This window comes from Noviherbaspirillum malthae (assembly GCF_015352985.1).
In the GTDB taxonomy this organism is placed as follows: Bacteria; Pseudomonadota; Gammaproteobacteria; order Burkholderiales; family Burkholderiaceae_D; genus Noviherbaspirillum; species Noviherbaspirillum malthae.
In genome coordinates this window covers 18056-28169 of the sequence record NZ_JACYXF010000075.1, presented here as the reverse complement: position 1 = coordinate 28169, position 10114 = coordinate 18056, and the positions used below count along the sequence as shown (strand labels likewise).

The window sequence follows — 10114 nt, the reverse complement described above, 5'->3', positions numbered from 1 at the left end:
TCACCCGTTCGCCACTCGCCGCCAGACCGAAGTCCGCGCTGCCGTTCGACTTGCATGTGTAAGGCATGCCGCCAGCGTTCAATCTGAGCCAGGATCAAACTCTTCAGTTCAATCTCTGTTGCGCCCTTGCGGGCAACCTCGTAAGAGGTGTCGCTCACTCAAAATACTGACAGGTGGCATCTTGCGATGCCGACCTATTTGTTTCTTGTGCGAGCACTTCATATGCTTTGAGCCACGCAGCTTGCGCTGCCGGCCCGCTTCATCGAGCGCCCACACTTATCGGTTGTTGGTTGTTAAAGAACCTTGCCTGACAGAGCGTCGTGTCTGTCGCCGTCATGCTTATATAAGATGCGGCTGCCGGGTTTCAAGAGTCAGTCAAACATCTGCTGCCCTTTACCGCCCTTGTTGCTTCCTGTCGCTTCGCGCTTTGTTTGCTGCGTTTCGCGACGGGAGCCGAACTATAGCAAAGCCCTCTGCATCTGCCAAGCACTTTTTTCTGTGTTTATGAATCGCAACGCTAATGTCGTTTGTCAAAGGTAGCACAACGTATTTGCATTGTTTTCAGCTTTGCCATGACTTGTCTGGACCTCGCATACGTTCTCAATGAAAAAGAAGCTTAATGAAGAAGCAGAACTTTTGTCGTCCTGACAAGCCTATTCGTTAGGCCGGCGGCATAGCGTGCGTTTCGGCATTCGTGATCCCAGGAGGCATTCATGCGGTTGCGTCTGAAGAAGATATCCGACCAAGTTATCGTAATTACCGGCGCGACCAGCGGCATTGGACTGGCCACTGCGCGCATGGCAGCTGCACGGGGTGCGAGCCTCGTGCTTGTAGCGCGTAATGAAGACGCATTGCAGCAGTTGACTGAAGAACTGCGTAGTTTGGGTAGCGATGCGAGATATGTCACCGCCGATGTCAGCCTCGTTGATGACGTCAAGCAAGTTGCAGCGAAAGCCGCCGAACAGTTCGGCGGCTTCGACACCTGGATCAATAACGCCGGTGTCGGCATTTTCGGCAAGGTAACAGAAGTCGGCAGTGAAGACATGCACCGTCTGATGGACATCGATTTCTGGGGGACAGTTCATGGCTCCCGTATCGCTCTGTCGCATTTGAAGACGCACGGCGGTGCGCTGATCAATGTCGGCAGCGCCTTCGCCGATCGCGCAGCGGCGCTGCATGGAATCTATTCAGCAGCCAAGCATGCGGTCAAGGGTTACACCGATTCCCTGCGCGTGGAGGCTGCCGAGGCGAACATGCCCGTTTCCATTACCTTGATCACCCCGTCTGCAATCGACACAATGTTTTCTGTCCATGCGAAGAATTATCTGGACAGGATGCCGAAACTGCCGCCGCCCATGTATGTGCCTGAAACGGTGGCTAGTGCGATTCTTCATGCCTGCGAGCATCCAAAACGCGAGATCTATGTCGGCTCCACGGCAAGACTATTGGCCACGGCTGCCTATCAGACTCCTCGGCTCGTGGACAAGGCGATGGAACTGCTGATGTTCAGCCTGCAGAAGACCGACCGCCCTGCGAGTGAACAGCCTCCACACAATCTGAACGGTCCGCAGCGCGACCTCGACGAGCGCAGTGGACGGACCATGTACGCACAAAAATCGAGCTGGTACACCGAGGCTGTGACTCATCCGGCCGCCGGACTTGCCCTGCTTGCCGGTGCAGCGGTCGCAGCGGCCGTGCTCTGGCCGCGTCCGCAGCGCTAAGCATTCCTGCCTGATGTGGAACCAAGTATGCAGTTTCTTGACTATTTCTTAAGCATTTGACTGAAAAACCAACTGTCCATTTCAAGGAGAAGTCCATGCCCAAATCCACGATTGCCGGCCATCCCTTGCACCCCATGCTGGTCGTCGGGCCAGCCGCGCTGATTCCATTCGGCTTTGCTCTTGATGCGATGCATCGCTCGACCGGCAAGGAATCCTACGCGAACGCCGCTTATTACAGCCTGGTCGGCGGTCTTGTCACCGGTCTGGCGGCGGGAGCCGCAGGTGCGGTCGACTATATGTCCATCAAGCCCGAGACCGATGTCAAGCGCACTGCCAACACGCATGCGATGCTTAATGTCGGCGCGCTGGTGCTGACGGCAGTAAACGTGATGAACCGCAGAAACGCACCCGAGCATCAGGGCGGGTCGGTGGCATTGTCGGCTGTCGCCGCAGCTGCGGTGATGATTTCCGGCTGGTTCGGCGGACGCCTTGTCTATGAACAGGGAATGCGGGTCGAAGGCGTCAGCCCGATCGATCCCACACCGGAACTGAAGGCTCCGGGAGATGATGCCATGCATCATTTCTTCCTGGGGCAGGAGGAAAGAGTGCCGGCGAGGGGGCCCTACATGAATTGAGGAAGAGGCTCGGAGGAACGCGGCATGACTTCACCGCATTCCTCTGCCAATTCATCAGGCGGTCTGCTTGGGCCGCTTGTCGACCACGCGGCGCGCCTTGCCGGTGAGGGTGCGTTCGATGCTTTCGCTGTTGAGCACGCTGACCCGCACGGTTACGCCGATATAGGTCTTGATCTGGTGCTGCAGTTCGCCGCACAAGGCCTCGGTATCCTGCACGGAAAGTTTTCCCGACAATTCCGGGCGCAATTCGGCCAGCACTTCGAGCTTGTCGAGATGTCCGTCGCGGGTAAGCACCAGCTGATATTGCGGCGCCAGCCTGGACTGCTTGAGGATAAGTTCCTCGATCTGCGACGGAAAGACATTCACTCCGCGGATGATGAGCATGTCGTCGGAGCGGCCGGTGATCTTGTCCATGCGCCGCATGGGGCGCGCGGTGGGCGGCAGAAGGCGGGTCAGGTCGCGGGTGCGATAACGGATGATGGGCAGCGCTTCCTTGGTCAGCGAGGTGAACACCAGTTCGCCTTCTTCACCGTCGGGAAGGACTTCGCCGGTATCGGGGTCGATGATCTCCGGATAGAAATGGTCTTCCCATATCACCGGGCCATCCTTGGTTTCCACGCACTCGCTGGCCACGCCCGGCCCCATCACTTCCGACAAGCCGTAAATATCCACTGCGTCGATGCCCGCTCTTGCCTCGATTTCGGTGCGCATCGCATTGGTCCAAGGCTCGGCGCCGAAGATGCCGACCTTGAGCGAGCACTCTGCGGGATCCATTCCCTGCCGCTGGAATTCCTCGATGATGTTCAGCATGTAGGACGGCGTGACCATGATGATGTCAGGCTTGAAGTCCTGGATCAGCTGCACCTGCTTTTCCGTCTGGCCTCCCGACATCGGAATGACCGTGCATCCCAGTTTTTCCGCGCCGTAGTGCGCGCCGAGTCCGCCGGTGAACAGGCCGTAACCGTAGGAGATATGGCAGATGTCGCCGGCGCGTCCGCCGGCCGCCCGGATGGAGCGGGCCACGAGGCTGGCCCAGGTATCGATATCCGCCTGCGTGTAACCGACCACGGTGGGCTTGCCGGTCGTGCCGCTGGAAGCATGCACGCGCACGACTTCTTCGCGCGGCACGGCAAACATGCCGAAGGGATAGTTCTCGCGCAGATCCTTCTTGGTCGTGAATGGAAATTTCGCCAGATCGGCCAGGGTCTTCAGGTCGTCCGGATGCACGCCGGCGGCATCGAAGGACGCACGATAGTGCGGCACGTTTTGATAGGCATGCCGGAGCGAAGATTTCAGCCGCTCCAGCTGCAGCGACTGCAGTTCATCCTTGCTGGCGCGTTCGATAGGCTCCAGATCGCCAGGGCTCGGCGTACGTTGTGGCATGACGGTCTCCTTGTTTGGGTCTATGCGGATTTATCGTGTTCCGGCTTGCGGGTTCGGATTGGCTGCGCCTAAGCCCTGCAAGACTTCTCCTTGGATCTGGTGCGACTTGCCGCGAAACAGCGCGATGCGCCTGCCGTCCTGGTTGGTCACCGTGACGTCGTAGACGCCCGTCTTGCCGCTGCGCACCTGCTCGACGGCTTCGGCGGTGAGCACATCGCCCGCCCGGCCCGGCGCGAGATATTCGATGGAACAGCCTGCGGCGACGGTATTCAAATTGTGGCTGTTGCAGGAGAAAGCGAACGCGCTGTCCGCCAGCGCGAAGATGAAGCCGCCGTGGCAGGTCTGGTGCCCGTTCAGCATGTCGGGCCGAACCTGCATGCTCAGCTTCGCATAGCCCGGTGCCATGCCGACGATGCGCATGCCGAGCGATTTCGATGCCTCGTCGCGTGCATACATGGCTTCGGCGGCTGCCTCTGCCAGAGCTTGTGCATCCGTATTGCGCTGCAATTCACTCATCCAATCTCTCCCAATCCCGCAGTCTGTGTTTATTCGCCTTTGAAATTCGGCGCGCGCTTCTCCATGAATGCGGTGACGCCTTCCCGGTAATCCTGGCTGTAGCCGAGCTCGCGCATGAAGTCGCGTTCGAGATCAAGCTGCTGCGCCAGCGAATTCTGAGGGCTCGCATAGATGGCCTGCTTGGTGCGGGCAAGACCCTTGGTGGGTGCGGCGGCAAAGTGCCTGGCGAGCTTGTCGACTTCTGCCGCAAACGCGTCGTCATCCACGCATTTCCAGATCAGCCCCCAGCTTTCCGCCTGTTCGGCGCTCAGCTTGTCGCCCAGCATGGCCAGGCCCATCGCGCGGGCAGTGCCGACCAGGCGCGGCAGGAAATAGGTGCCGCCCGTATCCGGAATCAGGCCCAGCCGGCAGAACGCTTCGACAAACGATGCCGAGCGCGCGGCAATCACGATATCGGCCGCAAGCGCAAGATTGGCGCCGGCGCCGGCGGCCACGCCGTTGACGGCGCAGATGACGGGAATCGGCAGGCTGCGCAGGCTCAGCACCAGCGGGCCATAGTATTTCTGGACCGACTCGCCGAGGTCGGCCGGCGCACCGCCCGGCGCGACTGCACGATCGGCAAGGTCCTGCCCCGCGCAGAATCCGCGGCCGGCGCCCGTCAGCACAAGTACCCGCACCGAAGCATCCGCCTTGACCTTTTCGATGGCCTCGCGCACTTCCAAGTGCATGGCGGCGGTGAAGCTGTTGAGCTTGTCGGGGCGGTTCAGGGTCAGGCGGGCGATGCCTGCATCGATTTCGAACTTGATGTTCTGGTAATCCATCGTGTCTCCTGCGTTATCGGGTTGGTATATTTGTCTGTCGCTTGAAGCCGGGTGCAGATTCAGGCTCAGGTGTCCTGGTCGAAATCCATCACCAGCTTGTCGGTCACCGGGAAGCTCTGGCATGACAAGGCGAATCCTCGTGCAATTTCATAATCTTCCAGCGCATAGTTGGCATCCATGTCGACCTTGCCGTCCACCACTTTGCAGCGGCAGGTGGAGCAGACTCCCGCCTTGCAGGAATAGCGCATCTCGATGCCCTGCCTGAGCGCGGCATCAAGGACGGATTCCTTGTCTTTTTCCATCGTGAAATTGACGTGAGCGCCGTCGACGATGAGCGTCACTTCGCAATCCTGCTTGCCGACGATGGGATGCACATGCTGTACATGGGCGCGCTTGGGCACGCTCGCGGCGAACAGCTCGACCTTGATGCGGTCCTTGGGCAAGCCGTTGGCCTGCAGTGCTTCGGACACTTCATGCATCATCTGCTCGGGTCCGCAGATGAAGGCCATGTCGACATCTTCCAGCGAGATCCAGCTTTTGAATAATTGCTCGCACTTCTCGCGGTTGATGCGGCCGTTGAAGAGTTCGATATCCTGCTGCTCCCGGCTCATCACGTAAACCAGCTTGAAGCGGTTCAGGTACACGTCTTTCAGCTCCGCCAGCTCTTCCTTGAAGATCACCGAGGACGACGCCCGGTTGCCGTAAAGCAGGGTAAAGCTGCTTCCCGGTTCAGTGAGCAGCGTGGTCTTGATGATGGACAGCATCGGCGTGATGCCGCTGCCTGCCGCAAAGCCGAGATAGTGCTTCTTGTTTTCCGCGTCCAGCGGCGCATGGAAATGTCCCATCGGCGGCATGACTTCGATCACGGCGCCGGGCTTGAGCGTGTCATTGGCCCAAGTGGAAAACGCACCGCCGGCTACCCGCTTGATGGCCACGCGCAGGGCGCGGTCATGCACGCCGGAGCAGATCGAGTAGGAGCGCCGCACGTCTTCATTGTTGATATGGGCACGCAGGGTCAGGTGCTGTCCCTGCAGATAGCGGTAGTCCTGCTCCAGTTCCCTGGGTACGTCGAAGGTGACGACGATGGTGTCGCGCGTTTCATTCTTGACGCTGGCGACGGTAAGCGGATGAAACTTGCTCATGAAAGACGGCTCCCCCAATCAGGCTGCCAAGCCGGCATTGTCAGTCGACAACGCGGCGGCGCCTAATGACATTTGAAATAATCGAACGGCTCATGGCAGTCGTTGCAGACATGCAGCGACTTGCAGGACGTCGAACCGAACTCACTGCTCAGGCGCGTATTGAATGAACCGCATCGCGGACACTCGATCGCAGGCTCGGCAGTGCGGCGACGGCTGAGCGCGCTGATATCGATCACCTGGTGCTCCACGGCGCGGCCGACCGGCGGCGCGATGCCGTACTCCTTCAGCTTGCGCTTGCCGTCCTCCGACATCCAGTCGGTGGTCCAGGCCGGCCACAGGCGCGTTTCGATCCGGTAGCGCTCGACGCCGTTCTTCCGCAGCGCCTCGCCGATGGCATCAGCGATCACCAGCATGGCCGGGCAGCCGCTGTAGGTCGGCGTGATGGTGACCACGCATTCGCCGCCGTCGGCCATGGTCACGTCGCGCACGATGCCGAGATCGACCACCGAAATCACCGGGATCTCCGGGTCGCCGACTTCATGCAGCCATTGCCAGACCTGCTGCGCGACTGCGGATTCGGTTGCATTCATCACGCGTCTCCAGGCTGCCTACCAGCTTGCGCCGGGATAGGCGCGCTGCAGGAACTGCATTTCCGCGAGCAGGTAACCGAGATGCTCGGTATGCACGCCCTGCTTGCCGCCCTTCTGCATCCAGGCATCCACGGGCGGAAGCTTCAGCGTTGCCTCATCGAACACCTCGGAAACATGCTTGAGCCAGGGCTCGCGCAGCGAGGCGAGGTCGGGGCCGATGCCCTGCTCTGCCATCGCCTGCTCGACCGCATCGGCCTTGAACATTTCGCCGGTGTACATCCACAGATCGTCGAGCGCCTGCTGCATCATTTCATGGCTTTGCTCGGTGCCGTCGCCGAGACGCACGATGAGGTCGCTGCTGCGGCGCACGTGATAGGCGACTTCCTTGATCGACTTGCCGGCGATGCCGGCGATGCGCTCATCCTTGGAAGCCGCGAGCTCACGCAGCAGCAGGAAATGCCAGACATCGAAATAGAACTGCCGCGCCAGCGTATCGGCATAGGTGCCGTTGGGCTGCTCGACCAGCAGCAGGTTGCGGAAGTCGTGGGCGTCGCGCAGGTAGGCCAGCTTGTCTTCATCCCTGCCCTTGCCTTCGATCTCGCCGGCATAGGTGTACCAGAAGCGCGCCTGTCCGATCAGGTCGAGCGCGACGTTGGTCAGCGCCATGTCTTCCTCCAGCGCCGGCCCCTTGCCGCACCACTCCGACAGCCGCTGGCTGAGCACCATGGCGGTGTCCGCCAGGCGCAGCAGGTATTCGAGTTTTTGATCCGCCATGATGATGGTCTCCGCCGGCAACGCTTACAGGTTCTTGACTTCTTCCGGCATCGGGAAGAAGGTCGGATGGCGGTACACCTTGCTGTTGGCGGGCTCGAACAGCAGGCCCTTGTCGCTCGGGCTGCTGGCGACGATGTCGGACGCCTTTACCACCCAGATGCTGACGCCCTCATTGCGGCGGGTATAGACGTCGCGCGCGTTGTTGACGGCCATTTCCGCATCGGGTGCATGCAGGCTGCCCACATGCTTGTGCGCCAGGCCGTGCTGGCTGCGGATGAAGATTTCCCAGAGGGGCCATTCCTTGCTCATGTCTGTCTCCAGTGAATGCTTTTTTATCAGGCGGCGCGCTGCGCTTCGGCCTTGCGGCGTTCCTGCTTGTCGGCATGGGCGACCAGGGCTTCGCGGAACCATGCACCGTCTTCGTAGGCCTTGACCCGGGTGCGCAGGCGGTCACGGTTGCAGGGGCCGTTGCCCTTGATGACGTTGGTGAATTCTTCCCAGTCGATCTTGCCGAATTCGTAATGGCCGGTTTCCTCGTTCCACTTCAGGTCAGGATCGGGAACGGTCAGGCCAAGGTATTCGGCTTGCGGAACGGTCTGGTCGACCATCTTCTGCCGCAGTTCGTCGTTGGAGAACAGCTTGATGCGCCAGGCGGCCGACTGCGCGCTGTTGACCGACTCGGCATCGGACGGGCCGAACATCATCAGCGACGGCCACCACCAGCGGTTGAGCGCATCCTGCGCCATCTGCTTCTGCTCGGGCGTGCCCTGGCACAGGGCCATCATGATGTCGTAGCCTTGGCGCGCATGGAAGGATTCCTCCTTGCAGACGCGGATCATCGCACGCGCATAAGGGCCGTAGGAGCAGCGGCACAGCGGAATCTGGTTGATGATCGCCGAGCCGTCCACCAGCCAGCCGATGGCGCCCATGTCGGCCCACGTCAGGGTGGGGTAATTGAAAATGCTCGAATATTTCGCCTTCCCGGAATGCAGGTCGGCGACCATCTGGTCGCGCGAAACGCCCAGCGTCTCCGCGGCCGAGTAAAGATAAAGGCCGTGGCCGGCTTCATCCTGGATCTTGGCCAGGAGGATCGATTTGCGCTTGAGCGTCGGCGCACGCGTTACCCAGTTGCCCTCAGGCAGCTGGCCCACGATTTCGGAATGTGCATGCTGGGAGATCTGGCGGATCAGGGTCTTGCGGTAGCCCTCGGGCATCCAATCCTTGGGTTCGATCTTGATGCCTTCGTCGACGCGCTGCTGGAAGGCGCTTTCTTCCGGCGACATTTCATCAAGGGAACGGAGTTTCTTGCTGCCGGTATCGACTAGCTGTGCGTACATGGAGGCACCTCTCGAATGCTGGTTATCCCGAATGACTTCATCATATGATACAGAATCCGCCATGTAAATGATTTTTTCTGTATCGCATTTGGAATTTCGTATCAAATCGCAGCTTAATTTATCCGGCAGCAATGAATGGCCGGCGATTCCTGCAAGACCGGCGTTATCTGGCGTTATCATTTGCAGCTTTGCACCAACCCGAACTCCACTCCGCATTCGCCATGCCTGCCAAGAACCCGTCGATAAGAAAATGGCTGGACCACTACCTGGAAACGAATCCGCCACGCGCCAAATCGCTGGTAATGACGCTCTTCGGTGACGTGATCACGCCGCACGGCGGACAAGTCTGGCTGGGCAGCCTGATCGAACTGCTCGCACCCTTCGGCATCAGCGACCGCCTGGTGCGCACCAGCGTTTTCCGTTTGGCCGAAGAAGGCTGGCTCGACGCGCGGCGCGAGGGAAGACGCAGCCAGTACGGACTCAATCCGGCCTCGGCGCGCCGCTTCGAGCGCGCCTACCAGCGCATTTATTCGCCGTCGCATCATGAATGGAACGGCAAGTGGATTCTCCTGTTCGCCGCCTCCGGCGCCGTCACGGCGGAGCAGCGCACCAGCCTGCGCAAGGAATTGCTTTGGCAGGGCTTCGGCATGATCGCGCCATCGGTGTTCGCGCGTCCCGGCAACGACGCCGACATTCTCGAAGAGGTCCTGCAGCGCATCGGCGCACAGGGCGCCGTCTTCGCCTGCCAGGCAGGGGAAGCCGAGCTACCGTCGGCGCGGCCGCTGCGCGAACTGGTCGACCAGTGCTGGGAAATGGGCATGGTGATTTCCGAATATGAGCGCTTCATCGAGCACTTCGGCAGCGTGCCCAAACTGCTGGAGGCGGCTCAGGATCTGGAGCCTGAACAGGCTTACATGCTGCGCACGCTGCTGATCCACGAATTCCGCCGCGTCCAGCTGCATGACCCCCTGCTGCCGCTGGAGCTGCTGCCCGAAAAATGGCCGGGCAAGACCGCCTACCAGCTCTGCCACGACATCTACCAGGCGACGTTTGCGCAGGCGGAAATCCATATCCTTGCCACCCTGAGCAAGGAGGATGGCAATGCGGGCGAAGCGGCCCCATACTTTTACCACCGCTTCGGCGGGCTGGTTTGAACCAGTGAAACCCTGAAGGCTGCGGGGCGAGGCTTTCGCCC

11 protein-coding genes and 1 rRNA gene are annotated in these 10114 nt (G+C 60.3%); 3 read left to right on the top strand and 9 right to left on the bottom strand.

Features of this window, described 5'->3' with window-relative positions; all coding sequences use genetic code 11:
- Nucleotides 1-110 (bottom strand): 16S ribosomal RNA (locus IGW03_RS32660); the annotation flags it as partial.
- A 603-nt stretch (nucleotides 111-713) separates the two neighbouring features.
- On the opposite strand from IGW03_RS32660, the gene IGW03_RS32655 reads away from it, so the two are divergent.
- Together IGW03_RS32655 and IGW03_RS32650 are read left to right on the top strand one after the other, a co-directional pair.
- Nucleotides 714-1721, top strand: coding sequence for an SDR family oxidoreductase (locus tag IGW03_RS32655; RefSeq protein WP_194726632.1), 1008 nt, complete (start codon nucleotides 714-716; stop codon nucleotides 1719-1721).
- Nucleotides 1722-1816: 95 nt separating this feature from the next.
- The gene (locus IGW03_RS32650; RefSeq protein WP_194726631.1) at nucleotides 1817-2356 is read left to right on the top strand and encodes a DUF2231 domain-containing protein; all 540 of its coding nucleotides are present in this window, start codon (nucleotides 1817-1819) and stop codon (nucleotides 2354-2356) included.
- A 54-nt stretch (nucleotides 2357-2410) separates the two neighbouring features.
- On the opposite strand, the gene paaK is transcribed toward IGW03_RS32650, so the two are convergent.
- From paaK to paaA, 8 genes are all read right to left on the bottom strand, one after another.
- Nucleotides 2411-3739, bottom strand: coding sequence for a phenylacetate--CoA ligase PaaK (paaK, locus tag IGW03_RS32645; protein ID WP_194726630.1), 1329 nt, complete (start codon nucleotides 3737-3739; stop codon nucleotides 2411-2413).
- A 30-nt stretch (nucleotides 3740-3769) separates the two neighbouring features.
- Nucleotides 3770-4255: a hydroxyphenylacetyl-CoA thioesterase PaaI gene (gene paaI / locus IGW03_RS32640; RefSeq protein WP_194726629.1), complete on the bottom strand. Its 486-nt coding sequence runs from the start codon at nucleotides 4253-4255 to the stop codon at nucleotides 3770-3772.
- Between the two features lie 29 nt (nucleotides 4256-4284).
- A complete protein-coding gene (gene paaG, locus IGW03_RS32635) occupies nucleotides 4285-5076 on the bottom strand; it encodes a 2-(1,2-epoxy-1,2-dihydrophenyl)acetyl-CoA isomerase PaaG (RefSeq protein ID WP_194726628.1) in 792 nt (263 codons plus the stop codon).
- 65 nt (nucleotides 5077-5141) lie between these two features.
- Nucleotides 5142-6218: a 1,2-phenylacetyl-CoA epoxidase subunit PaaE gene (gene paaE / locus IGW03_RS32630; RefSeq protein WP_194726627.1), complete on the bottom strand. Its 1077-nt coding sequence runs from the start codon at nucleotides 6216-6218 to the stop codon at nucleotides 5142-5144.
- A gap of 62 nt (nucleotides 6219-6280) precedes the next feature.
- A complete protein-coding gene (paaD, locus tag IGW03_RS32625) occupies nucleotides 6281-6808 on the bottom strand; it encodes a 1,2-phenylacetyl-CoA epoxidase subunit PaaD (RefSeq protein WP_194726626.1) in 528 nt (175 codons plus the stop codon).
- 18 nt (nucleotides 6809-6826) lie between these two features.
- Nucleotides 6827-7582, bottom strand: coding sequence for a 1,2-phenylacetyl-CoA epoxidase subunit PaaC (paaC, locus tag IGW03_RS32620; RefSeq protein ID WP_194726625.1), 756 nt, complete (start codon nucleotides 7580-7582; stop codon nucleotides 6827-6829).
- 24 nt (nucleotides 7583-7606) lie between these two features.
- Nucleotides 7607-7891, bottom strand: a complete 285-nt coding sequence (paaB, locus tag IGW03_RS32615) for a 1,2-phenylacetyl-CoA epoxidase subunit PaaB (protein ID WP_194726624.1) — start codon at nucleotides 7889-7891, stop codon at nucleotides 7607-7609.
- Between the two features lie 26 nt (nucleotides 7892-7917).
- On the bottom strand, nucleotides 7918-8919 hold the full coding sequence (gene paaA, locus IGW03_RS32610; RefSeq protein ID WP_194726623.1) for a 1,2-phenylacetyl-CoA epoxidase subunit PaaA: 1002 nt from the start codon (nucleotides 8917-8919) through the stop codon (nucleotides 7918-7920).
- A 221-nt stretch (nucleotides 8920-9140) separates the two neighbouring features.
- On the opposite strand from paaA, the gene paaX reads away from it, so the two are divergent.
- Nucleotides 9141-10073 carry a phenylacetic acid degradation operon negative regulatory protein PaaX gene (gene paaX / locus IGW03_RS32605; protein ID WP_194726622.1) on the top strand — a complete coding sequence of 311 codons (933 nt, stop codon included), beginning with the start codon at nucleotides 9141-9143 and terminating at the stop codon, nucleotides 10071-10073.
- Nucleotides 10074-10114 lie beyond the last annotated feature (41 nt).

Bases quoted from the DNA above. Each gene is read 5' to 3' on its own strand.
- paaI (WP_194726629.1), bottom strand. From the start codon at position 4,255: ATGAGTGAATTGCAGCGCAATACGGATGCACAAGCTCTGGCAGAGGCA.
- paaB (WP_194726624.1), bottom strand. From the start codon at position 7,891: ATGAGCAAGGAATGGCCCCTCTGGGAAATCTTCATCCGCAGCCAGCAC.
- paaX (WP_194726622.1), top strand. From the start codon at position 9,141: ATGCCTGCCAAGAACCCGTCGATAAGAAAATGGCTGGACCACTACCTG.
- paaC (WP_194726625.1), bottom strand. From the start codon at position 7,582: ATGGCGGATCAAAAACTCGAATACCTGCTGCGCCTGGCGGACACCGCC.
- paaK (WP_194726630.1), bottom strand. From the start codon at position 3,739: ATGCCACAACGTACGCCGAGCCCTGGCGATCTGGAGCCTATCGAACGC.
- paaA (WP_194726623.1), bottom strand. From the start codon at position 8,919: ATGTACGCACAGCTAGTCGATACCGGCAGCAAGAAACTCCGTTCCCTT.
- paaG (WP_194726628.1), bottom strand. From the start codon at position 5,076: ATGGATTACCAGAACATCAAGTTCGAAATCGATGCAGGCATCGCCCGC.
- IGW03_RS32650 (WP_194726631.1), top strand. From the start codon at position 1,817: ATGCCCAAATCCACGATTGCCGGCCATCCCTTGCACCCCATGCTGGTC.
- IGW03_RS32655 (WP_194726632.1), top strand. From the start codon at position 714: ATGCGGTTGCGTCTGAAGAAGATATCCGACCAAGTTATCGTAATTACC.
- paaE (WP_194726627.1), bottom strand. From the start codon at position 6,218: ATGAGCAAGTTTCATCCGCTTACCGTCGCCAGCGTCAAGAATGAAACG.
- paaD (WP_194726626.1), bottom strand. From the start codon at position 6,808: ATGAATGCAACCGAATCCGCAGTCGCGCAGCAGGTCTGGCAATGGCTG.